At 40.6% G+C, this 25005-nt stretch carries 20 protein-coding genes and 2 pseudogenes; 12 read left to right on the top strand and 10 right to left on the bottom strand.

What is annotated here, in order from left to right; translation table 11 throughout:
- Positions 1–3: 3 nt before the first annotated feature.
- Together V7L07_RS02255 and V7L07_RS02250 are read right to left on the bottom strand one after the other, a co-directional pair.
- Positions 4–708 carry an actin-binding WH2 domain-containing protein gene (locus V7L07_RS02255; protein WP_335054662.1) on the bottom strand — a complete coding sequence of 235 codons (705 nt, stop codon included), beginning with the start codon at positions 706–708 and terminating at the stop codon, positions 4–6.
- Between the two features lie 23 nt (positions 709–731).
- Positions 732–2279 (bottom strand): FAD-binding oxidoreductase, encoded by a 1548-nt coding sequence (locus V7L07_RS02250; RefSeq protein ID WP_335054660.1) that lies wholly within the window; start codon positions 2277–2279, stop codon positions 732–734.
- Positions 2280–2362: 83 nt separating this feature from the next.
- Here V7L07_RS02250 and V7L07_RS02245 point away from each other — a divergent pair, with 83 nt between their 5' ends.
- The 3 genes and pseudogenes from V7L07_RS02245 (at position 2363) to V7L07_RS02235 (ending at position 3116) form a co-directional block, all read left to right on the top strand.
- A complete protein-coding gene (locus V7L07_RS02245; RefSeq protein WP_335054658.1) occupies positions 2363–2644 on the top strand; it encodes a hypothetical protein in 282 nt (93 codons plus the stop codon).
- A pseudogene (locus V7L07_RS33400) lies at positions 2637–2843 on the top strand (IS982 family transposase); the annotation flags it as partial. The gene V7L07_RS02245 and the pseudogene V7L07_RS33400, both read left to right, overlap by 8 nt.
- 102 nt (positions 2844–2945) lie before the next feature.
- Positions 2946–3116, top strand: coding sequence for a hypothetical protein (locus V7L07_RS02235; protein WP_335054654.1), 171 nt, complete (start codon positions 2946–2948; stop codon positions 3114–3116).
- Between the two features lie 209 nt (positions 3117–3325).
- On the opposite strand, the gene V7L07_RS02230 is transcribed toward V7L07_RS02235, so the two are convergent.
- The 3 genes from V7L07_RS02230 to V7L07_RS02220 all read right to left on the bottom strand — a co-directional run bounded on the left by V7L07_RS02230 (position 3326) and on the right by V7L07_RS02220 (position 7549).
- A complete protein-coding gene (locus tag V7L07_RS02230; protein ID WP_335054652.1) occupies positions 3326–3841 on the bottom strand; it encodes a general stress protein in 516 nt (171 codons plus the stop codon).
- 130 nt (positions 3842–3971) lie between these two features.
- A complete protein-coding gene (locus V7L07_RS02225) occupies positions 3972–4397 on the bottom strand; it encodes a hypothetical protein (RefSeq protein ID WP_335054650.1) in 426 nt (141 codons plus the stop codon).
- A 383-nt stretch (positions 4398–4780) separates the two neighbouring features.
- Positions 4781–7549, bottom strand: coding sequence for a TIGR02921 family PEP-CTERM protein (locus tag V7L07_RS02220; RefSeq protein ID WP_335054648.1), 2769 nt, complete (start codon positions 7547–7549; stop codon positions 4781–4783).
- A gap of 798 nt (positions 7550–8347) precedes the next feature.
- On the opposite strand from V7L07_RS02220, the gene V7L07_RS02215 reads away from it, so the two are divergent.
- On the top strand, positions 8348–9493 hold the full coding sequence (locus tag V7L07_RS02215; RefSeq protein ID WP_335054913.1) for a SpoIID/LytB domain-containing protein: 1146 nt from the start codon (positions 8348–8350) through the stop codon (positions 9491–9493).
- Positions 9494–9500: 7 nt separating this feature from the next.
- Here V7L07_RS02215 and V7L07_RS02210 read toward each other — a convergent pair whose 3' ends face one another.
- On the bottom strand, positions 9501–10559 hold the full coding sequence (locus tag V7L07_RS02210) for a serine hydrolase (protein ID WP_335054646.1): 1059 nt from the start codon (positions 10557–10559) through the stop codon (positions 9501–9503).
- A gap of 402 nt (positions 10560–10961) precedes the next feature.
- Between V7L07_RS02210 and V7L07_RS02205 the strand changes: the two genes are divergently transcribed.
- The 8 genes from V7L07_RS02205 (at position 10962) to V7L07_RS02170 (ending at position 22012) form a co-directional block, all read left to right on the top strand.
- Positions 10962–11873, top strand: a complete 912-nt coding sequence (locus tag V7L07_RS02205) for a polysaccharide deacetylase family protein (RefSeq protein ID WP_335054644.1) — start codon at positions 10962–10964, stop codon at positions 11871–11873.
- A 138-nt stretch (positions 11874–12011) separates the two neighbouring features.
- Positions 12012–12161: a hypothetical protein gene (locus tag V7L07_RS02200; protein ID WP_335054642.1), complete on the top strand. Its 150-nt coding sequence runs from the start codon at positions 12012–12014 to the stop codon at positions 12159–12161.
- Complete coding sequence (locus tag V7L07_RS02195) at positions 12143–13150, top strand: hypothetical protein (protein ID WP_335054640.1); 1008 nt, start codon at positions 12143–12145, stop codon at positions 13148–13150. Before V7L07_RS02200 ends, V7L07_RS02195 begins: the two co-directional genes overlap by 19 nt.
- Before the next feature lies 1 nt (position 13151).
- On the top strand, positions 13152–17363 hold the full coding sequence (locus V7L07_RS02190; RefSeq protein ID WP_335054638.1) for a DEAD/DEAH box helicase: 4212 nt from the start codon (positions 13152–13154) through the stop codon (positions 17361–17363).
- A gap of 449 nt (positions 17364–17812) precedes the next feature.
- Complete coding sequence (locus V7L07_RS02185; RefSeq protein ID WP_335054636.1) at positions 17813–18022, top strand: hypothetical protein; 210 nt, start codon at positions 17813–17815, stop codon at positions 18020–18022.
- A 142-nt stretch (positions 18023–18164) separates the two neighbouring features.
- The gene (locus V7L07_RS02180; RefSeq protein WP_335054634.1) at positions 18165–18614 is read left to right on the top strand and encodes a pyridoxamine 5'-phosphate oxidase family protein; all 450 of its coding nucleotides are present in this window, start codon (positions 18165–18167) and stop codon (positions 18612–18614) included.
- 158 nt (positions 18615–18772) lie between these two features.
- Positions 18773–21418 (top strand): cation-translocating P-type ATPase, encoded by a 2646-nt coding sequence (locus V7L07_RS02175; protein WP_335054632.1) that lies wholly within the window; start codon positions 18773–18775, stop codon positions 21416–21418.
- On the top strand, positions 21419–22012 hold the full coding sequence (locus V7L07_RS02170; protein ID WP_335054630.1) for a PspC domain-containing protein: 594 nt from the start codon (positions 21419–21421) through the stop codon (positions 22010–22012).
- A gap of 195 nt (positions 22013–22207) precedes the next feature.
- Here V7L07_RS02170 and V7L07_RS02165 read toward each other — a convergent pair whose 3' ends face one another.
- From V7L07_RS02165 to V7L07_RS02150, 4 genes and pseudogenes are all read right to left on the bottom strand, one after another.
- Entirely contained in the window at positions 22208–23287 is a 1080-nt protein-coding gene (locus V7L07_RS02165) for a hypothetical protein (protein WP_335054628.1), read from the bottom strand.
- A 17-nt stretch (positions 23288–23304) separates the two neighbouring features.
- Positions 23305–24207 (bottom strand): CHAT domain-containing protein, encoded by a 903-nt coding sequence (locus tag V7L07_RS02160; RefSeq protein ID WP_335054626.1) that lies wholly within the window; start codon positions 24205–24207, stop codon positions 23305–23307.
- Between the two features lie 84 nt (positions 24208–24291).
- Complete coding sequence (locus V7L07_RS02155; RefSeq protein WP_335054624.1) at positions 24292–24444, bottom strand: plasmid partition protein ParG; 153 nt, start codon at positions 24442–24444, stop codon at positions 24292–24294.
- A 303-nt stretch (positions 24445–24747) separates the two neighbouring features.
- Positions 24748–25005 (bottom strand): annotated as a pseudogene (locus V7L07_RS02150) (hypothetical protein); the annotation flags it as partial.

Here is a 25005-nt window from a genome sequence, read left to right as displayed (position 1 = left end):
TAATTAACGGAATCCAAAGAGATAGCTAAGAGATTTAATGACGCTTAAATAAAAATTACCTTCTCTTTCGCGGAATAGTTCAAAAGCAGAACCAGGTGTGCCAAAAAACGGTCTGAGAGTCCATCCTAACTGACTGCCTACGAACGCGTAAAGAAATAGCCAAAATTGTAAAATCTTTTGGCGTGTCTTGCTACCTTCATCATCTTGTTCTAAAACTAAACTCGTGGCTTGATATAAAGACGAAATACCAATAAATCCAGTTATGGCAAAGATAAAGACATTTAACAAAATCAAAAATTGGTAATTATTGGTGGTAATTAAGAAAAATAGTGTGATTGGGGCAAAGCTAAATAAAAGTACGCTAGTGACTGAAACCGCAGTTAAGACTAATGCTAAATGCTGTCCAAAAGTCCGCTTGGAACCAAAAATAATATTAGCAAAATACAACGTCGGGATACAAATCAAAAGTGTGATTAAATAAAGGGCTGGGAGTTTAATGGCAGAAGACAAAGCCTGCATCCAGCTATGGTATGCACCAATGATTCCGCCATAGGCAGCGATAAATAAGGAACTGCAAACTAATAACGAAATGATTTTATTTGGTAATCTTATCCCTTGACGAACTTCCTCTAGAAATCCAGGGCGATCGCGCAGGAATCCAATCAGTACTGCAAAGTATTTGATTCCTGATGATTTCCGTTCCATCATGTTATCCTCACACCGATATAATTCTAAGTTTCATCTGAATAATCACCGCCAGAACCATACTTCCAAGCATCAATCAAACGATGCCAATAATATTGTTGTGCTTTTGGTTGATTCTTAATCCATGTTTCTAGCATTGGACTTAGCGAAAATAAGGCAGTGTATACACCTAAATTAATGTAATGTAACATCCAATCTAACAAACTTGCCAAACCTACTTGCGGAATTATCTTGGCAACTAATACAGGATGATATAAGCCAGTTTTTAACAGTGTTTGTGTTAGTGCCGAAAACTGCACGATATCTTGTAAAAATGGTTTTAGCACTGGTGTACCTAACTGTTGCATTTCCTGAAATACTGCTGAGAGTAGTTGATTAATTTGATCTGGGGCAATTTTTTGATTTACACCAACACTCATCGCCCTTTGAAATAACCAGGTAACAGTCAAACTTGGCTGATAGGGTTGTAGCAGTGTTAACGCTTTTGCTGATAATTGTTCTGTTTCCAGCGCTTCGTAAATGCCATAAGTTAAACGCTTCAGGTGACGCACCATTGCCCCAAAACCACCAAAACTCAAAGGAGATTGACTACCACTGCTATCTCCGGCTGGGAGAATGCGACTCCAAGGGGTTTTTAAGGGACTTTGGCGATAGGTGGGAAAGAAACCAAATAGTGCCCGTTGAAATTTCAGTTTACTCAACTCCACTCCCTGATATTCTGGTAAGAGACGCAGATATTCTTCAAATAGAGTTTCTAAACTCAAACGTTGAGGATCTGCATCCATGTAGGTAAACAAGTAAGTGGTTCTGCCATCCCTGGCTGGAAAGGCTTCCCAGAAGTATTGACATTGATTCTGCAAAGATGTGAATGATAATAATAAGTCGCCTGAGTTATTTTCTGGAAACCCTTGGGCGCAACTTCCCACAACCAAGCACAGCGCATCTGGTTTTTTGCCTTGGCGTGCTTGTTGGGTGATTGGTGAAAAATGTCCCATCGCGTCGATTAATAACCGAGTTTTGAATTGGTTATTTACCATCACCCCATCTGGATGAACCACGGTTTGGGTAAAGGGTGTGTTTTCTAACAACTTTCCCCCAGTGGCGAGAAATCGGGTTTTCAAGGTAGCTAGTAGATAAACTGGATCTACGCCGATATTTAAGACATCCTCTACCCAAACTTCTGTACCGCCAGCAAAACTAACTCGCGCTGGGTTATATTGAGTAGCGATCGCACTTGCTAATTCTTCCTCAGTCAACAAGTTCAATTCCACAAATACATCTAATTCTTTGCGAGAAATATTCCACTCTTGTTCCCTCCCCCGCAAAATTCCCCGTTCCAGCAACGCTACCCTTAGTCCCTTCACCGCTAAGGCGCAACCAATTAAAATGCCCAATGTGCCACCGCAGATAATTACATCAAAGTCCGTATCGCCTAAAGGCTGTTGACTTTCTTTAACTAGCGTTGGAATAGGTGCGGTGTTTTCGCGCCCAGATGTGAGAATGCGATCGCTTTGGCGCAATCCTCCTAAAACATCGCCGGGTAATTGGGAAAGAATTTCTTCAGTTAAAGACATTTTGGAAAAATTTAACTCTACATTCCAAAACTACCTGAGAATGAAGAAAGTAAATACGATATTATTTATGGAGAGCTACGAGCGTGGTCAACAATAATAATCAAATACTACCATTACCCTCAGAGGATAACAGAGAAGAGTTAGAAGGCGTTGTGCAGGTGTTAGCAAACGTAACTAAGCTCCCTGCTGAAGTGGTTAAGCCACATTTAGATGCATTGCTTAAACTGTTGATGAAATCAAAACAGGAGCAACCATTTTACAAAACTGCAACGGCTCTTGAGTGGATAACAGCTTTTCGGGAATGGGCAGAGAGCCATAGGCGAGATACACCCTTACTATCAGAGTATGCTTTAAGTTGTAGATGATTTTTGCAACCAGTGGGAGAACTTGTGGCAACAAGTGCCACAGTTGCCATCCACAAAGGGAGAGCGCCGCAGCAAATCAAAAATGCATTTATCAGAGGTGATGACAATTGCGCTCGCATTTCACGGTAGTGGTTATAAAACTTTCAAGGAGTTCTACACCTTGCACGTGCTACAAAGTTGGCGTGGAGTGTTTCCCAATTATGGGTTGCGTTCAGGAACTTGAGCGATCGCTAATATAAATTACGGCACTAAAACATTTTAGCTAAAATTTGACGGACTCAAAACCTTCAGCGCGATAGCTATGCACGAAAAACCTATACAGGCAGGGGGTAAACTACGCAAGAGTAGTAAGCGAACCGTAGGGAATACTGCACTAAAGACTGCGCCAACGACGACGATCGCAGCAGTGATGACAACGAATACAGAGAATGCAACGACAAATGGTGATGGCACGAAGGCGTTGGTAAATTAAAAAAATTAAGCGATCGCTACAAACAATGCCATCTCTGCTATTGCAAATAGAATCAGGGCGATCGCCCTCATAATTTGCAGTTTAGCTATCTTGTAAACTTTCCCACCCACCTAGCTTGAAAGTGCTGAGTGCTGAGTAAAAAATACTAGTCCCCAGTTCCTCTTTCATCTGTTCTGGTGTAAGCAGTTATGGCTACTTAGTTCAAAGCGTTAGACAGGGATTGAAATGCTTATTCTATGACTGATTGTGTCTAGCATCTGCCTTGCTTGACTGACATCTTTATTGCTGCCTGTCACAAGGATTATGAACTCCCCTGCTTGGATTTGAGTCTCGTGCTTGGGTATTCCTAACGCTCTTAAAGCACCCGCCAGTCCTCCGACAGCAGTAGCATCAACAAGCGTTCCTTCCAACCAACCCGCCAACACTCCCGCAATGGGGCCAGCAATGATGATTGGAGCGACTCCGGGAATAAACAACACTCCAGCGCCACCTAAAATGCCAAATAAGCCTCCAGCGAAGCTACCCCAATAACCACTTCCTACGGCTCCAGCTTTGGCAGTATTTTTCCAAGTGAGAAATCCCTGCACATGTTCAGTGGTTTGGTAGTCTTTGCCAATAATTGAGAGCTTTTGCAGATCAAAACCTGATTTTTGCAACTCCAATACAACTTTTTCTGCTTCTGCATGAGAGGGGAAATGAGCAACAACCGTATGTGTATATGTCATGAGTTTAGCTACTTTATATATATATATGTCAAGCTAATTCATAACTCATAATTAAAAAAGGTTTGTACTTATATCCTTATACAAGCATTCAGAGTTTTATTTAAGTTCTGAAACAATCTTTAATTACGAATTATTTCTTCGTAGTTACTGCTGCGGATTCGGCATCAAGTCTGGCGGCGATCGCTTCTATGGTTGCTTTTTCAGCCTCTTCAATAGTGGCGATCGCGAGGAAGGTTGCTGTAACTGCATGGTTTTCAGCCTTATCTGCCCGATGTTCGAGTTTCTTTACTTTGCGACTTGTTTTCCATTCCTCGACATGGGACTTCACCTCAGACTCTTTTTCCTCGAATTGAGCTTTCAGTTTTGCTCGGTACTCATCAAATTCTTTTTTCTTAGCATCTAGCTTTGCTTTTGCTTCATCAAGTTGAGATTCAATCTCAATTTGAGTTTTATTCGGCGCAGATTGAATACTTTCCCTCAGCGATTTTACCCGTTCTTCAACCGCTTCTAAATTGTCATGCAGATTTTTGGTGAAGTTATCAATTGCAGTAGTCATGATAATTGCTCTATTTTGTTGAATTTCTGAAATATGGCTATATTATTGTCAAGGTTAGATTGACAGCAGCTTTCATGTATTGGAATCACGTCTATAGTCAAGATACAGCATTGCTGTGCCCTACCGCGTAGTCTATTTACCTGAAAATAGCTGTAATCTCAACTTGAGTTTGTTTAGCCACACATTTAATAATTACAAATTTTGCTCAATATAACCTCTACCTTTTGAACGTTTTAGTAGAAGTTATACAATTCATACACTATTTCAACCCTGACTAAAACATAATTACCCTTACCAATGATTGCAGGGTAAGCGCTTAAGATTATCGCCATCACTACTAACTTTCAAGTAAAAATTTAAGTCTAGGAATAATTAGTAATTAATTAACGCCGACGCTTCACAAGGATGAATAGAGCGATCGCACTCACACCTAAAAACCATCCCCCTGATGCTTCAGGGACGCTAACTTTCAAGGGGTTAATGGGCTTAGAGAGATTTTCCTTCCCATTCTCAACTTTTCGGTCAAAGCGATCGCCTTGGGCTTCTGCTGCTTTGAGTAACTGTCTTTGCTCATCGTTAACTAATACCAACATCGAAGAATAAGGGCTGACAATCTTATACTTTTTGGCTACGGCATGAATCGCATCCAAACCTTTGAGGTTATCTAACTTAATTTTTTTGCTCAACCCTAAAATTAATTGTCTGGCTGCTAATGGCAATAAATCATCTTGTTGGTTGCTAGTTGCAATTGCTGTGTCTAATGTTTGCAGATACCAAGCATAACCATTAACAACACTCACAACAGAGTCACTTAAAATTGATTTAGTAACAATTCGTTGCAGTACCTCAGAAATATCAACACCAACCCCACCACCGCTATCTTGCAATGATTTAATGATGCCATCGTTATAAGCCCCAGGTAATCCACCTAGATGTACCATCCACAAAGGTGCAGGCGAATCGGTGACGGTTTTATTGTTCTTCGATAATTCATAACTACCTTCATCACTCAACAGCAAAACGACATCATAAGCTGTATCTCCACGCAAATTATTAAATTGTGTCAGCATTTCTTGGGGTTGAATTGTGCCGTAAAAGGTGACTTTTTCCGGTTGGAATTGCTGGAGATCATCTAACCGTTTGGGCATAACTCCTGGAGAAACACTGAGATATAAATCTGCATCGTTGTTTGTCAAATCATTATCTGCAAAGCCGTATTTTTTCAACCATGATAATGTTTGCACTAATTCTTTAATATGTTTACCCATACTGCGAGAAGTATCAAGAACTACAGCAACTCGTTGATTTTTGGGTAAGGTGTAATCTTGACGAGATAAGGGTTTAGCTAATATTTTGTAGCCTTCTTCTAAATTTACTTCATGCAATACAGGCTGAATTTTTCCACTTGCGGGGATGAATTTTTCTAACCAAGCATCGTCTTTCAAACCGATTTCTTTGCCGTTGCGGATACGCTTGGTTTGATTAGTCCAGAATATATTACGTTTTTCACCTAAATCGGGCATTTCCCAACCAGAGTCTTGTCCTATAACTTTGTAAGTTAACCATAGGTGCATTTCTGTGGGGAGTGCTGCTTGCCCTTCTCTTTGTTGTACATTCTTAGGAGGAATAGGAAAAGCCCGTAAGCGATAATGTCTTGGCCCTACTTGTTCCAACAAAGCTGGATCTATAGGTCGTGAACGTCTAACTTGAGAATTATAAACTTTCTGGGCAGCACCGCGAGGAGAGACAACAAAAGGGAAACGTTGGTCTAATTTATTAGTATCTCCCAACCATAAGCCAGTAATTACAGCGCTTTCTGGCAAAGAAAAGGAGTAAAAAACTTCCTGAACTTCTCGTGTTTGGTTTTTATAAACTTCGTGCAATTCCACATCAGCCCAATCACCATGTTCTTTAACTGTGACTTCTTGTGATCCCAATAAAACTTTTTTTTCGTTAATATTCAATAAACCTGCTTTAACTTCTTCTTCATTAAAAGTAGATTGTACTGCGTGGCTAACTGCTGTTTTTTCTGTTTTTTGTAGAGGTGTATCAAAAAAATCGGCGTAAAGTTTCTCTGCCTTGGCGGGATCTTTTTCAGAACCATTATATAAAAATGGCGACATGAGAAAGTTATAAGTTGCTTGCAATCCATCAGCAGCCGATTTGTCTAAGCCTAATACATAATGATACATAGCACTGATGTGGTTATTTTCTTGCTTGCTGCTAAGGTAGCGGTAAGAAGATAAATAAGCATTAACTAATCCTGTACGAATTTGTTCTGACTTGGCTACAAGTGTTTGGCGATCGCCATCATTTTGAGGTACATTAGTTAAGAGTGAAAAAGCTAATACTTGGGGTTGTTGTTGTAAAGATACAAAAGTAACTGCAAATGCCACAATCACTGCACTAGCACCAACAAATGTTTTATTATTACCATGTTCTGAAGCAAAAGCCCTTAAGATTTTTGCTCCCGAATTTACATACATTGCTGTTAGCATCGATGGCATAGCAATAAACAATGTGGCACTAAAACCAAGAAGAGTTAGCCAAGTTAAAATTAGGAATATCCCCCCGACAAAAGCTGAGTAATATAGTATATCCCATAATGGTTTAACCCATGCAAATTTAATAAATTCTTGCAACAAAAATACTGCGAAAGGCAAGGCGTAAAATAATAAAATTGCACCTGCATAAATGCCAAATAACAGCATTAATGTATGGGTTAACATTTGTACCCATTGCAAACCACTTTTGCGGCGGTCAGCATAACCCCAAAATAATTCTCCAGTAAAAGCAGCTATACATACACCAATTGTTATCAGAATTTGGCTACTAGCTGGTGTCAGTTCTCGAATCACAAATAACCGCAACAAACACAACACAAATAGCGGTGCTTCTATACCATAAAATAGGCGGAATAGTTTTAAAGGTTGTTTAAGAAATTTCCAGCCACCGATAATACTAGAAAATGTGGGAATAGCAATTAAAGTAACTAGAGTCAAAGAAAATTCAGTTGGGATATCACCTATTAAGGTTGCTTGAAATAATGGCACACCTATGTATGGTAATATTCCTATATAAACTAACATTAAAAATGTCAGATTCCAGAGCCAAAATATTCCGTAGAAGCTTGTATTCCAAAACAATTTCATAGCTTTAGTACTCCTAAAATTGACGTTACTGCATGCATATACCAGCCTTGAAGGTCAGTCAATAGCTTTAATTTTTAAATCCACACGATTTTGTCGTAAATTGGCAATGAGTTGCTCAAGCGGCTTATCTAGAGATTGCAATACGTGTAAATTTTCGATCAGAATGCTCTCAGTTTAACCCGTGTATCATCCTGACTTTTCACGGCATCTGGAAAACCTCTCTCCTCAAAGGAGAGAGACTTTGAATTTTCCCCCTTCCCGCAACGAGTTGGGGGTTAGAGGGTTAGGTTTTTGGTGGACTTATACCACATAACGTGAAAAGTCAGGTGTATCATCCCCATAGTAATATCAGTACAATAACTTGTCGCCTTCTTTGCGATCTCTAAGATGTTCATAAACTCATCTTTGCCACTTTTAAGATCACATTTTAATAGCAGCCTCAGCAGTCTATTTACACAATGTCATTGCGAATGGAGCAAAGCGGAATGTTCGCGGAGTGTCTCGTAGAGAAGCAATTGCAAAGGCTGGGATTGCTTCTCTACGAGAGGCTGCGCCAACAAGACGCACTCGCGTTCGCAATGACTGTAAATATTTTTGTCCGACTACTTATCTGACTTGATTAAAAACACTGGCGATATTTGACATGATTGTAGTACCTTTGTGCGATCGCCTTCCCTAAAGGTAAAAGGTAAGTCCGCGATCGCCTATGTCAGCTTTGTGGGAGAAACCCTATACGCACAGAGCAGTATTAGCGATCGCATTTTCTGGAAATTGAACACTGTGGATAAAATGCTAGATATGAAATGCCAATCCTTACTAAACGCCTTGTTCGCACAGATGAAAACAGGGCATTGGTGGATCACTGCCTTATTATGGATGACTTTAGCTACCCCAAGCAAAGCATCTGTAATCTTGCGAATCGCAATTGAGAGGGGAGTTAATCAGGTAACAGTTGGCAGTTCTACAACTGCGTTGGTTAAAGATAGTACTGGTCATACTCTCGGAAAATTACCAGCAATGAGTTCGTTTTATGCCCAAGCAGTTCCAGGCGGTGTGGCTTTAGATAAATGGCAGTCTGGTCTATTTTGGATTGAACCCACAGGTAAGGGATTCGTTTACATTGGCGAACGTTGGTATCGAGGTAGAACTCTCGTTGTCCCAACAGACAAAGGACTAACCGCCGTTAACTGGGTGGATGACGAAGAATATCTCTACAGTGTTGTCGGTGGTGAAATGGATACTGAGTGGCCTGCTGAAGCTTTGAAAGCACAAGCAGTAGCCGCCCGGACTTTTGCTCTCTATGAGCGAGAAAAACAACGCAATAATCCTGTTTACGACTTAGGCAATAGTCCAGATCACTGGCAGAATTATAAAGGAGTAATCAATGAAACTCCTAGTACTTATGCCGCCGTCGATGCAACTGATAAACAAGTACTAACTTATAAAGACAGTGTTATTCTCTCAGTTTTTCATGATTGTTCTGGAGGACATACTGAAAATGTCGAAGACGTTTGGGGAAGCCACGAGCCTTACCTGCGTGCTGTTGAAGATTACGATCAAAATGTTAGCGAGTGCAAATGGGTGAAAACTTTCTCCCCTAGAGAAATTAGCGCCAGAATTTCTGATGTCGGCAATGTTAAAGATATGATTGTACAAACATACTCACCTTTTGGTAGTGTTAAAGCCTTAAAAATTGTTGGTGACAAAGCTACCATTGTACTGGTTGGCGAAAAAGTACGTACAGCCCTGAAGATTAAAAGTACCCACTTTATCCTTACCAAAGCAGCAGATGGTAGTTTTGTACTTCAAGGACTTGGCTATGGTCATGCTTTAGGTATGAGTCAATGGGGCGCATACAATTTAGCTAAAAGAGGAGTAAACTACCTGCAAATTTTAGGGCATTATTATCACGGCGTAGCTTTAAGTACCATTAACGCTAAATAACATGAAATTAATACTTCTGAGATAATTTTGGTTGATCTAGATACTGATAAACTAGATGAGAAACTTGACGTACAAACTCCCTTCCTCGCTCATCATCATGGGGTCTAATCACAAAAATACCTGCCAAGTAATGTTTACCATTTGGCAAAGTAATAATTCCTGCATCCCCAACCAAAAATCCAATATCTCCAGTTTTATGAGCAATAGTTCCACCTTTACCCACACCAGCCGCCAGTAACTTATTATTATGACAATGACGCAAGATATCTAAAACTTGTCCTTGACTACCCTCTGAAATCAACTTATGTTGGTCAACCAAGGCTGACAACCGGACTAAATCTGCTGGACTAGTGGTATTAGTGCCTTTAAAGTCTCCTAACATATTGCGAATGACTGTGTTTTTTAGTCCCCAAGTGTGGAAACGCTGATTGAGTTTTGCTTTTCCGCCTAGACGATCAATAATCATGTTACTAGCAGTATTATCACTGATCGTAATCATTTTGTTAACAGTTTCTATTACACTCAGTTTGATTCCTGCTCGTTTATACTGTAAGTCACCGGAACCACTCGCTACTAAGTCACGTCGCATTACTAGCTTTTCATCAAGTTTGATGTTCCCAGCGTCTACTTGTTCAAATAAAGCAATTAAAATTGGATATTTAATAGTGCTAGCTGCCGGAAATACCTTTTCACCATCAATATTCAAATAATTACCTGTTTCTATATCTAAAAAAAACATTCCCGGCTTCAGAAAACTGTAATGAGCCATTAATGCTTTAACTTGAGACTTTAGCTCTGGTATTTCTTTTCCTAATGGAATAATTCCACCAAATAAAGAAGTATCATTTGTATTGCTGAAAATTTCCGGTTTATTAAGTTGAGGAACCAACTTTTTTTGCACAGTTCCGGGACTTTCAAAGTTAGCCAATAAATACTTCCAATCCCTTGCTGAATCTAGATAATTCTGAGTTGAGTCAATTTTTTGAGATTTTAATCTAGCTGCCAAACTGGGCGATGTTAGTAAACAAATACTAAGAATGGGTAGTAAAAACCAGCGTAATCTCATTGATTTATTTCCGTGATAGCTTGATTTAAGTAGACACTTTTTGGACAATTTGTGTAGCGTACCTCTAATCTGACCAGATTGTAGTTATATTTATTTACAATGTCAAGATTTCAATTGATTATCTTGTTACCTAAATAATTGACAACTAATCTAAAATTTAGACTCAAGATTATGACATATTTTCTTGATAAAGATATTACAAAATTATGACAAAAGTATGTTTGATTTATCTGATTGCGCTTCTAATCATCAACTGTGAACATTTAAGTGGTGCGGATAAGCGATCGCACCCTTGGCAATCTCTCAATAGATAGTTATACTTTCTCTGAAAGTAAGCAGATAAATAGTCTAAACTTACTATCAATAGGGTGACTGATTGTTTGACCATTGCAGGAAGTTGATGTGATCAATAATAAGCAGAGTCTTTGGACTCCGGGTAAATTAGTTGGGCTGCTTATCTTATTATGTGGTGGATTTAGTCTGGGTTTAATGATCTTTAGCAAAATCAATCTGTTTCAGTTTGATTCAAAACAGACTATAAATGTAAATAACGTAGCGGCAAATGTCGGAACTCAACGGCGAGTTGAGGAATTAAAGACAGTGATGCTCAAAAGTTGGCAAGGGGAAGCACAAGTAAAGGGTTTTTCTGACTCTATTCCATCAAGTTTTCAAGGTGCGATAATTGACTCAGCAAAACTCTCTCCATCTCAGAAAGTTATTGCTCTCACCTTCGATGATGGCCCTTGGCCTGAAAGTACAGCAGAAGTGTTAAATATCCTGAAAAAAAATCAGATCAAAGGGACGTTTTTTGTAGTTGGAGAGAATGTAAAAAATTATCCCAGCTTACTCAAGCAGGAAATTGCTGAAGGTCATGTTATTGGCAACCATACTTGGCATCATTGGTATCAATTCTTGAATCCACAAGCCGCTGCTTATGAAATTGACCACACCGAAGATATTATTTTTAAAACTACAGGCTTGAAAACAAATTTATTTCGACCACCTGGAGGAGTGATGCATAATGGGGTAGTTGACTACGCTAGAAATAGTAAATACGCTATTATTATGTGGTCATCTGACTCTGTAGACTATTCCCGTCCTCCGGTTCCCAAATTAATCAGTAATATATTCAGAGAGGCCAAATCTGGTGGAATTGTATTGATGCATGATGGTGGTGGTAATCGTTCTAGAACTGTACAAGCTTTACCAGAAATTATAGACAACTTTCGCAATCAAGGATATCGCTTTGTCACTATCCCTGAACTCTTAGAAATTCAAGATAAAAACCAAAAATTGATCGAAAATAAAAAGTAAAGTAACCCTGCTTAGGAAACTCTAAGAAATAAATTATTCAATATTTTCCAATATTGTGGGGTGGGCAACATGAGCGCCCAGTTTTTATGGCTCTTGTGTCGCCCATCCCACAAGAGTTAAATAAGAGATGAACTTATTGTGGGCGCGATCGCTGATCTCAAAAAACGCGGCAATCTGATTCAGGCAGAGATAGAGGGTAGCGAAATTACACCATATCAAGTCAGTATTCGTTTTGATGCAGGTGGACAGAAGCAATTTTGTGTGCAGAGATGTCTCAAGGAGAAATAGTAGATTTGCAGTTGATGTTAGAATCCTGGCAAGATGAAATCAGTGCAGACTTTAGTATGAGTTTAGAAGCATTGCGTCAAGGTTGGGATTACGAACCACTGCAAGAGATTATGCAGGGAGATGATACCGCAGAACTTTGGGAAAATGAACGACCTAGCTTTGCTGATGATTTAGCATTGATTCGCTTGCAAATTCTTGAACGTCAAAATCGTTACACAGAGTATTTAAATCTAGCTTTAGCAGAAGAAATGACTCTGCAATACCTGACGCAATTAGCAGCTTTGGGAAGAGTAGAAGAGGCGATGTCTGCGGCTAAAATCCTGATGGAAAAAGCAGAAGAGGGTTTTGCCCTAGCAAAAATATTGCAGGAAGATGGGTATTTAGTTGAAGCGTTAGAAATATGCCAAGCAGGTATAAATTTAACAGGTAACTGTTTATATGAATTTGCTACTTGGACAAGTGATTTAGCCCAAGGATTAGAAGATAATGCCACTGCCTTAACTGCTAGCATCATTGCTTTTAAAATCAGACCATCGTTTCGAGACTATGGTAAGATTCAAGACTATGCAGGAGAAACTTGGTTGACGCTCAAACAAGATTTGCTGCAAACACTGCGAGATCAGCCAGATTGGGGAATACGAGAAGCTCAAGTTGATATTTTCCTCGATGAAGGATTAATTGATGATGCAATTAAAACAGTAGAAAGAGATAGTTACTATGCTTCAGAACTAGTTCATCGAGTCATGGATGCAGCAGTTTCCCATCGTCCAAAGTGGGTAATTGATAATGCTTCCAGACGAGCAGAACCAATTATGGAACAAGGAAAAGCTGACCGTTATGACGCTGCGGTTAATTGGCTCAAAAAAGTAAAAGCTGCGTATCTCCAACTTGGGCAAAAAGCTGAATGGTCTGCTTATCGCTCACAACTAGAAGCGGCTCATGGACGTAAACGTAAATTAATGGAATTATTTAAAGAGCTGAATAAATAGTATGATTAATTTGGCAACTGATACCACAAAATTGCAAACACAACTCGCTGATAAATACTTCAAGTTACATCCTTACATACAAAAAATTATTCAATTATTTTCGGTAATTTATGCACCAATAGACAAAAATTCATTCGTAAGTTGTCTTAGTAAAACTGGCGCTTTAGATGAAAACAATAAACCTTGGGGTACTAAAACCCTTAGTCCCCAAATTGATAAATTATTAAAAGCAGGTTTTTTAATACAGGAAAGCAGGCAAGGTGCTGAATGTCATCCGTTACTCACAGAAATTGCAACTCGTCATGCTGTACAAACCGGACAGTTTGAAATCCTTGTCACAGCAGTAGAGGAGAAGCTACCGATACGTACTCACTGGAACAGGGATTCTCGGATATTCTACAGCTTACGCCAGTGTATCAGAGAAATCCGCATTGGGATTTATCGTCAAGATCCTAGTTTTATTAATCAGCAAATTGAAGATTACCAGAAGTACGCTGATAGTGAAGAAAAAATATCAATACAAAATATATTTGAGCAGATATACAATAACCCATTTGATGCAGATTGGTTTAACACCCTACCACAAGGATTATATGAAAGTGGCATATCAAGTATTCTCTTCAATTCAGCCTTAAAATTATCTGCTTGTGAAGATGCGTTGACGCTGTTAGAAGAAGAATGCGCTACACCTGGAAAACATTGCTCAGATTATCTGCATCTGATTTTGACAGAACAACTGCTGTTACAGGGTTGTACCCAAGAAGCACAAGAAAGTCTAGAACGGATATCAAATGAATATCAAAATAATGCTGCTATCTTTTGGGGTTGGTTAAGTTTTCTGCGGGGTGATAATGAACAAGCTATCAAATATTATAAAGATGCCCTGAAAGCCATCAAAAAGGCTACAGGCAAACGCCAAATGTATTTCAATACAATTGGGGGCTTATTTTTCATCCTTGCACTTTTAAAAGATGGTTCAGTGCAACACCTCCAAGAAGCAGAAGAGTACACCAGTTTGATGTCCCGTCAATCAGATCATTGGCTCAGGTTCACTTATGGGAGAATGGAAAAGGTACTGCAAGTTCACCAAGGTGATATTACTCAAAAACAATTTGTAGTCAGCGGTCATATTTCTTCCGTAGAAGAAGAAAATAGCTTACAAACATTGTTTTGTTCGCTATGCCTTTACTGGATGGATGCTGAGAGTGCCAAAAAACGCTTACCTAATTTATTAGAACCATTGTATCGGCGATCGCTCGCCTCCGGTTATCACTGGTTGGCAATGGAAACCGCAGAACTCTTATCCCGACTCAAACCCAGCAGTAACTATAAACAACTTGCAGAGGCACTACGAGAAGATAGCAATATCCAAACTATCGTAGACTTAATTCGACCCCAAGAAGCTTGGGAAATGTGCCTCAATGCCCTAGCAAATCTCCAATCAAGACCACAAACACCAGGAAAACCAGAATCGGAACTGCGTTTAACATGGTTCATTACCTTCTTTCCCAGCAGATGTGTCTTACAACCGCGAGAACAAAAAGTTAATGCTAAAGGTGAGTGGAGTAAAGGTCGCCCCATATCCCTCAAGCGTCTAAGCAGTGCATTATCTGAGTTTGATTACATTACACCCCAAGATATGCGGGTATGTAGTTGTATTGAGGCGTATAGTGATGGCTATTATGGCAAAGTTGATTATACCTTCGGTGAAAAAGCCATCTCTGCCTTAATTGGACACCCGTTGGTTTTTTGGGAAGATACACCTACTATCCGTGTAGAAATTGTTAAGGGAGAACCAGAACTACTGGTTAAAAAAGAAAAACTTGGCCGTCTCACCTTAGAATTTTCTCCCAAATTACCAGAATCACAGAATATTCTGCATATCAAAGAAACCCCAACCCGCATCAAAGTCATTGAAATTACTACCGAACACAGACGCATTGCGGAAATTATTGGTAAAGATAACAAATTAAATGTGCCTGCGATCGCCGAGAAACAAGTTTTGGCAGCCATTAATGCCGTCTCTGGCATCGTTACCGTACATTCTGACATCGGTGGCGGTTCCGAAGGTGCAGAAGAAGTACCCGCCCAAACTCTCCCACATATTCACCTTTTACCTGCCAATGCCGGCTTGAAAATCAGCCTTTTGTCGCGCCCCTTTGCCCAAGGTGGCCCCTACTACCGTCCTGGTACAGGTGGTGAAACTGTAATTGCTGAGATTGACGGTAAACGTCTCCAAACCCGACGAAATCTGTCTGAAGAGAAGCAACTTGCCAAAGATGCTGTAGCCGCCTGCGCCACCTTGACTCAAACTGAAGAACAAGATGGTGAATGGACAATAGAAGATCCAGAAGACTGTTTAGAACTGCTGCTAGAATTGCAAGCACTGGGAAATAACGTAGTCATCGAATGGCCACAAGGAGAAAAACTGCGTGTTAGCCACAATGCCGACTTGAAAGACTTTAATCTATCAATTCAACGTCAGCAAGACTGGTTTGCAGCCACGGGAGAGTTGAAATTGAATAACGACCTAGTGCTAGATATGCAGCAACTACTAGAACTACTGGAGAAAACCCCCAGCCGTTTTATCCCCCTTGGTGATGGTCAATTTCTGGCTTTAACTCAAGCTTTTCGGAAACGCCTCGACGAATTGCGAATGTTTTCGGAAAAACATAGTAAAGGTATTCGTTTTCACCCCTTAGCAACATTAGGGTTAGAAGATTTTGTCGATGAGGTAGGTAAGGTAAAAGCAGATAAACACTGGAAGACACATATCCAGCGTCTCCATGAGGTGAAAAACCTCCAACCAGAACTGCCATCTACGCTTCAAGCAGAACTACGTGACTACCAGATGGAGGGTTTTTGTTGGCTGGCGCGGCTAGCACATTGGGGTGTGGGCGCTTGTTTAGCAGACCAAATGGGATTGGGTAAGACCGTGCAGGCATTGGCGGTCATTCTCAGAAATGCCCATGAAGGGCCAACCCTAATTATTGCCCCCACTTCCGTGTGCATGAATTGGGTGAGTGAAGCGCAGAAGTTTGCCCCAACTTTGAATATTATTCAATTTTCTGGTGCTAACCGCCAAAAATTATTGGATGGGTTACAACCTTTGGATATGTTGGTATGCAGTTATGGTTTATTGCAGCAGGAAGAAGTAGCGCAAATGCTTTCTCAGGTACAGTGGCAAACAATTGTTCTGGATGAAGCCCAGGCGATTAAAAATATGACCACTAAACGTTCTCAGGCAGCCATGAACCTAAAATCTAATTTTAAATTGCTGACTACTGGGACTCCCATTGAGAATCACCTGGGTGAGTTGTGGAATTTGTTCCGCTTTATTAATCCTGGGTTATTGGGTTCTTTTGAAAGCTTCAATCAACGCTTTGCTACCCCCATTGAAAAATATCAAGATAAACTTGCACGTAATAAACTCAAAAAACTTATTCAACCATTTCTGTTGCGGCGGACAAAAAATCAAGTACTAGAAGAGTTGCCATCTCGTACCGAAATTCTCCTTCATGTAGAGTTAAGTCGAGAGGAAAAGGCATTCTATGAAGCGTTGCGCCGTCAGGCCATATCTAAACTGACCGAAAGTGATGCAGAAGCAGGGAAGAAACATTTGCAGGTTTTGGCTGAGATTATGAAACTGCGTCGCGCTTGTTGTAATCCTAGTTTGGTGATGCCTGGTACTGAATTACCCAGTTCCAAGTTGCAACTTTTTGGTGAAGTGCTGGGTGAACTGCTGGAAAATCGTCATAAAGCGTTAGTGTTTAGTCAGTTTGTTGACCATTTGCACATTATCCGCGATTACCTCGAACAGCAAGGTATTAATTATCAATATCTAGATGGCAGCACTTCCGTGGCAGAGCGCAAAAAACGGGTCGATGCGTTCCAAGCTGGTTCAGGAGATGTCTTTCTGATTAGTCTCAAGGCAGGGGGTACAGGACTCAATCTGACTGCGGCTGATTATGTCATCCATACAGACCCTTGGTGGAATCCCGCAGTGGAAGACCAAGCCTCAGACCGCGCCCATCGCATTGGGCAACAACGCCCTGTGACAATTTATCGCTTGGTAGCAAAGGATACTATTGAAGAAAAAATTGTGGAATTACATCACCACAAACGAGATTTGGCAGATAGCCTGTTAGAAGGTACTGAGATGAGTGGCAAGATATCAACGGAAGCTTTGTTACAGTTGATTAGTGAAGGTTAAGCTTTAAGAAATAAAAGGGAAAAGGTTAAAGGGGAAAGGGGAAAGGGATGAACAGGTCGCCCACAAGGGGCGAGGTTTTTACCTTTCCCCTTCTTCATGAAGGGCTACTGGTAACAATTTTGGGTTTTCTAGAAGCGATAAATCGCAATCTCTACAAGTGTTTTGTTGCTCATTCTGAACTGTATTGACTTATAACGTTTCATTGTTAAAGATCGTGTTTTAATAAATGTTTTAGTTCATGTATAAGTTATACAAATTCTCATAAAACATTCAAAAGTAGTAGATGAGATTGAATTTATTTACCTAGCAAGATACAAGAATTATTTTATGCTTTCTGTTTTAATTAAAAGCCAAGGGACTAATCAGGAATTTTCCAAATCTTGAGAGTTTATCGAAAAAATAGTGTCCTTTTATGGCCTTGTCTAAAGCTATATAGAGGAGTCTTATTTATGAGTAAAAAGTTCATCAAACTGCCTATTTTTTGTCATACCCAACGAGTAAGATTTTTGGGTGGAGAAGGACTTGTGAAAAGCTACAAATCTGAATCTGAAAGTTGGATCTATCTAATTGAAATGCCTCTAGGGCTAGAACCTCATTCTTACAGAGTTGGTGTAGAAACGATGGTGTTACTAAATGAGACAGATTTGTGTGCAGCATGATTATCAAATCTAAGCTGTTGAAGACTTCTGCAATTCATTAGACAAACTTGATTAATTTTTACATCTGCACTCCATCTAATAGAAGTGTGGACTATTTATCTTTAATACACTACCAATCAACTGAATCTTTAGGAGAATATTAATGTTAGATATTGATGAAATGAATTCAAAAGAAATACACGAACTACTACACCAAATAGGATACGGTCATCTTGGCTGCGTACACGAAGGCAAACCCTACGTGATGCCAATGTATTATTATCTCGAAGAAGAGGATATTTACCTCTTTACAACGGTTGGCATGAAGACTCATGATATTGACGCGAATCCAGAAATCTGCCTACAGGTTGAAGAAATTCACGATCCTCTTCATTGGCGCAGCGTGATTGTGAATGGTCGAGCATCACGCCTCACCGAGCATTCAGACATCGATCGCGTAATGCACTTGATCAAAGAGCGCAATACAACGCTCTCACCCGCGATCAATCGAACTTGGATTGATGCTGAGGGACGTTCAGAAGCGATCGCAATCTACCGCATCCACGAGAGTGAGATAAGTGGACGAACCACTGATGGAGTTAGCAGTCAGTGAAAATTTTTTACTCAGCACTCAGAACTGTCTCGGTGAAGAAGCCAGTTTGGAAGTGACTCAGGATAAACGTTTATACTACCTCACGAGTTCTTCAAGTTTGGTATTTAATATCAAGTTGAATAGCTCTATTTTTATGTTTCATAGGAAAAAGCGGGATTATGGTTTCCACCGTCGATCTCAATACCGTGAATGGCTTATCTGAGCAAGAGGCGATCGCTCGGCTCAAAGACGAAGGCTACAATGAACTCCCATCAGCTCGTTCTCGCAGTATTTTATCGTTCGCTTGGGAAACTGTTCAAGATCCGATCTTCCTCTTGCTAGTCGGTGGTGGTATCATTTATTGGATTTTAGGCGATCTACAAGAAGCCCTGATTTTGCTGGGTTTCGTCTTCTTCATCACCGGGATTAGCCTTTACCAAGAAGGTAAAACTGAACACGCCCTAGAAGCCTTGCGCGATCTTTCCAGTCCTCGCGCCTTGGTGATTCGGGATGGAGAGCGAAAACGAATTGCGGGGAGAGAAGTCGTTCGGGGAGATGTCTTAGTTTTGGCAGAAGGCGATCGCGTATCTGCTGATGCAATGGTACTATCTTGCACAAATTTTTCAACTGATGAGTCGTTACTCACTGGGGAATCCCTACCCGTTCGCAAAGTTGCCGCCGCCGGTACTGTGGAAATGGCACGTCCAGGGGGAGATGAGTTGCCCTTTGTATATTCTGGAACCTTGGTAGTTCAGGGACAGGGAATTGCTCAAGTCCAAGCGGTGGGCGCTCAAACAGAGATGGGCAAGATTGGCAACGCCTTACAAAAAGTGAAGCCGGAACCAACTCCGCTACAACAAGAAATGACTCGGTTGGTGAGCCGTTTATTTGGCATCGCTTTATTGTTGTGTGTAGCGATCGTTGTTATTTATGGAATCACGCGAGGAGATTGGCTCAAAGGATTTCTCGCAGGTATTACCCTAGCGATGGCAATTTTGCCGAATGAATTTCCGGTTGTCGTGACGATTTTCTTAGCCTTGGGAGCCTGGCGTATTTCTCAGAAACACGTCTTAGCTCGTCGCGCTTCCGCCGTGGAAACCTTGGGTTCGGCAACGGTTCTGTGTGTCGATAAAACCGGGACGCTGACGCTGAATCAGATGGCTGTGCAACAGCTATTTGCATATAACCATGCAGAAAATTCTCATCCATATAATTTGGAATTGCATTTACGAGAGTCTCTCCCCGAAGCAGTTCATGAATTAGTCGAGTTCTGCATTCTGGCGAGTCAGAGAGATCCTTTTGATCCAATGGAGAAAGCATTTAAGGAATTAGGCGATCGCTATCTCGCACATACTGAACATCTGCACAACGATTGGATACTGTTGCGAGAATATCCGCTCTCACCGCATCTACTAGCAATGTCTCACGTTTGGCAGTCAGCCGATGGCCAGCAGTATGAAATTGCAGCGAAAGGAGCGCCGGAAGCGATCGCGGATCTCTGTCATTTCACGCCCCAACAGCAGAAAATTATGGCAGCCCAAATCAGTGAAATGGCAAATCAAGGATTGCGTGTGCTAGGCGTTGCCAAAGCCTCTCTTGTTGATGCGCCACCGCCATTTTTACCGCCTCATCCGTCGCTGAATCCAAATCATTTACCCGATGAGCAACATGACTTTCCTTTTCAATTTATCGGCTTAGTTGGACTGTCTGATCCAGTGCGTCCAAATGTTGCGGCGGCAATTCAAGAATGTTATACCGCAGGTATTCGAGTAGTTATGATTACGGGTGATTATCCCGGAACGGCTCAAACTATTGCTCGTCAGATTGGATTGATGCAAATGGGAGCCATTCTGACGGGAGCGGAATTGGATCTCATGAGTGACGCTGAACTCGAACAACGTATTCAAAGTACAAATATCTTTGCACGAGCCGTTCCCGAACAAAAATTGCGGTTGGTGAATGCTTTGAAAGCCAAGGGTGAAGTCGTTGCCATGACTGGGGACGGTGTGAATGATGCCCCGGCTCTCAAATCTGCCCAAATCGGGATTGCGATGGGACAGCGAGGCACAGATGTTGCCCGTGAGTCGGCGGCGTTAGTGTTATTGGATGATGATTTTTCGTCCATTGTGCAAGCGGTGAAACTGGGACGGCGAATTTTTGATAATCTCCGTAAAGCAATGGCATATCTGCTAGCGATTCACATTCCGATCGCTGGGATGTCTTTAATTCCAGTGTTATTTAAACTGCCGTTAGTATTACTTCCCGTTCACGTTGCCTTTCTACATTTAATTATTGATCCAGCTTGCTCCATCGTTTTAGAAGCCGAACCCGCAGAAGCAACGGTGATGCAGCGTCCTCCCCGCAACCCCAAAGAACCATTATTTGGTAGGAAAACTTTGGGTTTGGCAGTGTTGCAAGGGGTGGGAATTTTAGTAATTGTTCTCGTCGTTTTTGTGGTTGCGTTATATCGCAGACAAGGCGAACTTGATGCCCGTGCCTTAACGTTTACGACGTTAATTTTAGCAAATTTAGGATTAATTTTGAGCGAAGGTTCTTCATCTCGCCTCAGCCTCAAAATCTTGAAATCTCCCAATAATGCACTTTGGTGGGTGATTGGTGGGGGACTGGTTTTTCTTGCGATCGTCTTGTATGTTCCCTTCTTGCGTCAATTGTTTAGCTTCTCCTTCTTACACCCAATAGATTTGGCAATTTGTTTGGGTGGTGGTGCGATCGCTCTACTTTGGTTTGAACTATTAAAGTTACTCAATCGACCCCAAAAAGTTATTCAATCTAAATCAAAAAAACATATCCAAGGAAATCTATAAATGATTTACTATCCTTTGATTTTGATACTATTGTTTGTTGGCCCAGCGCTTTCATCGATTGCAATTTGGCGATCTTTTAGGATGCGTGGACACTTGATTTTGCTTGGCATAATCATCTTCTACGGAATTTTACCCCTCCTACTAGCTTGGGGAGGAATGGGTTTAGCTGAACGCTTTGGTTGTCAGTCAGAAGCTATCATTTTTCGTTGTCCTAACCCTTCCTGGCTGGGAGAACTAGTTACAGGGATGGTCTTTGCCCATTGGTTGGCGATTTTTACCATTCCATCGGCTATTTTGGGTTCTATAGGACTGATTAGTTCTTTAATTGTAAAACTTAATCCATCACGCACAAAAGTAAATACTTCAGGGAAAACAACTACACCTTTTTACCGTAGTCGTCGCCATAAAGTAATTTCAGGAGTGTGTGCAGCGATCGCACAGCGCTGGAAACTGCCAGTTCAAGGAGTACGGATTGTCACAGTTGCTTTAGCAGTCGTCATCCCTGGACTTGTTTGGTTACTGTACCTTTGGCTTTGGTTGGCGTTACCATTAGAGCCGCCAATCGAATCCCATATTGAAGTAGTGCAACGATAAAAGTAAATTAACAAGCGTTTCAATAAAATTTTTACAGCTATATCCCATGTCTGGAGTCCATTACCCGCTTTTGCTGCTGTAGAGCAAATCGAAGAATCTCCAGGGCAGATGCTCTACCAATCCCGGCAAAACCTGCATTTTGCAAGAATTATACTTTCAGTCTCATTTCAGCTTTCTCTTAGCTCATTATGCTCATTAGTTATCTAGAGACCAAACTCTAAGGTTTTTATATTGGTACTGGACTGATCTATCACTTATTCCACCCCCTGCTGTCAAAAAAACAGATCCTTTATTCGTTAACTCTGAAATATCAAAGGTTCCAATGTACATATCATTTACAAAAAATTTAGCTTTCTTATTATTTACAGTTAAACGTAATTTATTTGAGCTTTTATCTGAAACATTAAGATTTGATAAATTTCCGTTTAAAGAGATATTGTCTGAACTGAAACCCCATGTTTTGTTCTTTGAATCAACCCATGCATCTAACCCTTTGCGCTTAGGATCATTAAGAAGAGGAGTTGTATTATCTATAAACGCAAAACCATAAGTCCAATTATCCATTATTGTACCATCATAGGGGTTATCAAATTGGGCTTCAACAATAAAATTACGAAGGTCTACTCTTGTTATACGTTTAACTAGTACTCCGCCTTTCTTATGCTCTCCTATACTTCCCTCAATCTCAGACTGAACAGGTTGGGCTTTCTGTGTTAGCGCCTGATCCTCGTCTAATTGAGATGGCTGTTTGAAATGTTTATAAGTTGGATATCCTCCTAATCCAATTAAAATAATTGCACCAACTGTAAGTAAATTTTTATTAAAATTACCGATTTTTGTAAACAACGATTCAGGTTTTGATTCATCTAGTTGATTAGGGTAATTGACTCTGAACTCAGGAACGGAACTATGTATTGGAGAAGTTGACTGTTCTACCGTTTTATTTTTTGGAGAATTCTGTCCAGATTCATGATTACAATTTAGTTTTACTGCAATCTCTTCTAAGATGGTTCTATGTGCTGATTTATTAAAGATAGGAAATAATTCCCGGCAACAAAGCCTACAAAGAGCTTCTTGATCGCCTATTTCATTTAAATACCCAATGAGAAGTAGAAAAAAGTCAGAATCAGACGAATTTCTTAAAAACGAAAGTTGCCTGGGGTCGATTCTAATGCTAGAACATAGGGCTTCTCGTGTTCTTGATTGTTGGCTACGAAGCAAAAGATTTGTTAAGGTATCTATATCAGATTCATTTAAAAAATTTTGTTGAGACATACTTTTAACCTCTCACATTATGACAAATTTAGTTTTGATGTAATACTGTCCAAATCAAATGCGTATTTCCCTCTTTTAAACACCACTTCAAGTTGCTTACAGATTTTTCCAATAGCTTGTTTATCATCGGTAGTATGCAAATAGCTAATTAGCTCTAAGGCAAAATCAGCATCGGTTGATTCTCTTAAAAATCCAAGTTGATTTGGTTCAATTCCAATTTTTATACAGAGTGCTTTCCGTGCCGAATATTCTGCACGTCCACTACGTATTAAGAGTTCTGTAAGTATTTCTCTGTCAGAGTCGTTTAGTTCTTCAGGTGCAGGTTTGTTCGTGACTGGAGGCTGTTCTTCAATTTCAATATTTGGCTTCTTTTTTAGAGTCGGGGTGAGTTGCTCTGGAATACCTGCTAACCGAATTGCAGCGCAACCTAATTTGTGGGCGAACTCAACAGTTCGTCCTGCTCCTAGAGCATCGTAAAAACCCACAGCAAATTCAATTGCTGCTTTATCTCCGATCGCCTTTTTCATGCCAATCACATAATTAACGTGTTGTCCGATCGCCGAAGCTTGCACTTCTGAATAACAGCCGTTAAGAACAACACACTCAACTTGCTCTGCAAACAGTGCAAACAGTCCCGCTAAAGCTTCTCCATCGACTAGCTTTGCCGAACCTGTTTCATCTTCAAATACTAAACCCTCATCTCCTGTTCCATGCCCAGAAAAATGAACAATAGAAGGATTGATATCCAGCATTGCTCTCTGTATGTCCCTCGGTCGCACTGCAAACATTGACTTTAGAACGAACTGATCGCGTTGTTTTGCCCGCTGTAATCCTTCTTCAATATCTCGTACCTCCTGATCTAAACGTAGTTGTGAAGTACCTTTAGGATTTGCTGTCAAAATTAAGATTGTTTGTACCATTTACTTAAACTCCAGTTATATAATTTGATAAGGTTTCTCAGAACTGGTTTTACCTGTAGCCAGACCATTCAATTTGGTTGACTGCTACAGCCTCTTTACCTCCCCAGGTTGGGTAACTTCGTTACTTTCCAGCCATTGCTCGATTAGCTCAATTACTACTTGGCTCATGTTTTTACCCCGCATGACGCAGGTGACATGAAATCGCTTCTTCAAGTCATCTGTAATGCTTATATGCATTTCTTTATATTCGCTACTTATGTAGGTGATTCTTACCAAACCTACAAATGTAAAAATGGCAATTCCGCAAAAATAATAGTTAAAAAGGGACTTCCAAATAAAAAAATATTCCAAAACTGACACAAAAATCCTCTTAATCTCTCCTCTCTCTGTGTTCTCTGCGTCTCTGTGGTTCGTTTTTTGGGATAATTTATTCCTTGGAAATCCCAAAGTAAAAGCACTATTCAGGTAGAGTGCCTTGAGAGTTTCTTGGTTAATCTGTCCAAAAATTGTCGAATCGCATCAAGCCCTACGTTTTTCTTGCTAATTTTCCTCCTGTTCTTGCCACAGTGGAAATCGGAGGGGCAATTGCTTGCTCACGCCAACTGATTCATGTAACCAGGTTTCCCAATTTGCGATGCATGCGGCGGGCATAGTCATCGCCGAAATAGCAATTGCTGTTTCAAAAGCCATTTCGGGAGTTGCTGAAATAGCAAATGCTGTCTCCGAAATAGCAAATGCTGTCTCCGAAATAGCAAATGCTGTCTCCGAAATAGCAAATGCTGTCTCCGAAATAGCAAA

The organism is Nostoc sp. (assembly GCF_036916985.1).
Classification (GTDB): domain Bacteria; phylum Cyanobacteriota; class Cyanobacteriia; order Cyanobacteriales; family Nostocaceae; genus Nostoc.
This window is presented reverse-complemented; position numbering and strand designations above follow the sequence as displayed.

Bases quoted from the DNA above. Each gene is read 5' to 3' on its own strand.
- V7L07_RS02165 (WP_335054628.1), bottom strand. From the start codon at position 23,287: ATGTCTCAACAAAATTTTTTAAATGAATCTGATATAGATACCTTAACA.
- V7L07_RS02160 (WP_335054626.1), bottom strand. From the start codon at position 24,207: ATGGTACAAACAATCTTAATTTTGACAGCAAATCCTAAAGGTACTTCA.
- V7L07_RS02235 (WP_335054654.1), top strand. From the start codon at position 2,946: ATGCACGAAAAACCTATACAGGCAGGGGGTAAACTACGCAAGAGTAGT.
- V7L07_RS02230 (WP_335054652.1), bottom strand. From the start codon at position 3,841: ATGACATATACACATACGGTTGTTGCTCATTTCCCCTCTCATGCAGAA.
- V7L07_RS02170 (WP_335054630.1), top strand. From the start codon at position 21,419: ATGATTTACTATCCTTTGATTTTGATACTATTGTTTGTTGGCCCAGCG.
- V7L07_RS02255 (WP_335054662.1), bottom strand. From the start codon at position 708: ATGATGGAACGGAAATCATCAGGAATCAAATACTTTGCAGTACTGATT.
- V7L07_RS02155 (WP_335054624.1), bottom strand. From the start codon at position 24,444: ATGCATATAAGCATTACAGATGACTTGAAGAAGCGATTTCATGTCACC.
- V7L07_RS02180 (WP_335054634.1), top strand. From the start codon at position 18,165: ATGTTAGATATTGATGAAATGAATTCAAAAGAAATACACGAACTACTA.
- V7L07_RS02190 (WP_335054638.1), top strand. From the start codon at position 13,152: ATGATTAATTTGGCAACTGATACCACAAAATTGCAAACACAACTCGCT.
- V7L07_RS02250 (WP_335054660.1), bottom strand. From the start codon at position 2,279: ATGTCTTTAACTGAAGAAATTCTTTCCCAATTACCCGGCGATGTTTTA.
- V7L07_RS02175 (WP_335054632.1), top strand. From the start codon at position 18,773: ATGGTTTCCACCGTCGATCTCAATACCGTGAATGGCTTATCTGAGCAA.
- V7L07_RS02220 (WP_335054648.1), bottom strand. From the start codon at position 7,549: ATGAAATTGTTTTGGAATACAAGCTTCTACGGAATATTTTGGCTCTGG.
- V7L07_RS02225 (WP_335054650.1), bottom strand. From the start codon at position 4,397: ATGACTACTGCAATTGATAACTTCACCAAAAATCTGCATGACAATTTA.
- V7L07_RS02195 (WP_335054640.1), top strand. From the start codon at position 12,143: ATGTCTCAAGGAGAAATAGTAGATTTGCAGTTGATGTTAGAATCCTGG.
- V7L07_RS02210 (WP_335054646.1), bottom strand. From the start codon at position 10,559: ATGAGATTACGCTGGTTTTTACTACCCATTCTTAGTATTTGTTTACTA.
- V7L07_RS02185 (WP_335054636.1), top strand. From the start codon at position 17,813: ATGAGTAAAAAGTTCATCAAACTGCCTATTTTTTGTCATACCCAACGA.
- V7L07_RS02215 (WP_335054913.1), top strand. From the start codon at position 8,348: ATGAAATGCCAATCCTTACTAAACGCCTTGTTCGCACAGATGAAAACA.